General features: G+C 54.5%; 1 protein-coding gene. It reads left to right on the forward strand.

From position 1 onward, the window contains the following. Window positions 1–221 (forward strand): hypothetical protein (locus PZC42_RS24815; RefSeq protein ID WP_277214230.1); only part of this gene is annotated, 221 nt, incomplete at its 5' end. Between the last annotated feature and the right edge of the window lie 45 nt (window positions 222–266).

The raw sequence follows: 266 nt of genomic DNA on the forward strand, positions 1-266 counted from the left end.
GTTGCTTCGTGACTTCACTTGCCGCACTTGCAGTCGGTGCAGGAGCAGCTGGTGCCGCACTTGCAGCCGCCGTTCTCCTCGCCGGCGGCGACCTCCTCGAAGTGGCTCTTCTCGGCTTCAACTATGACGACGCCATAGCTGGTACCTTTCTTCACGCACTGGCTCTTGTCAGCACAGTCGCAGTTGCCGCACTTGTCCGACATGGTCGAAGATTTAATTAGCTAAGTGAGTGATGAGTTAATCCCTTGTGTTGCTTATGCTTTCTT

Source organism: Isoptericola croceus, from assembly GCF_029382255.1.
GTDB lineage: Bacteria > Actinomycetota > Actinomycetes > Actinomycetales > Cellulomonadaceae > Isoptericola > Isoptericola croceus.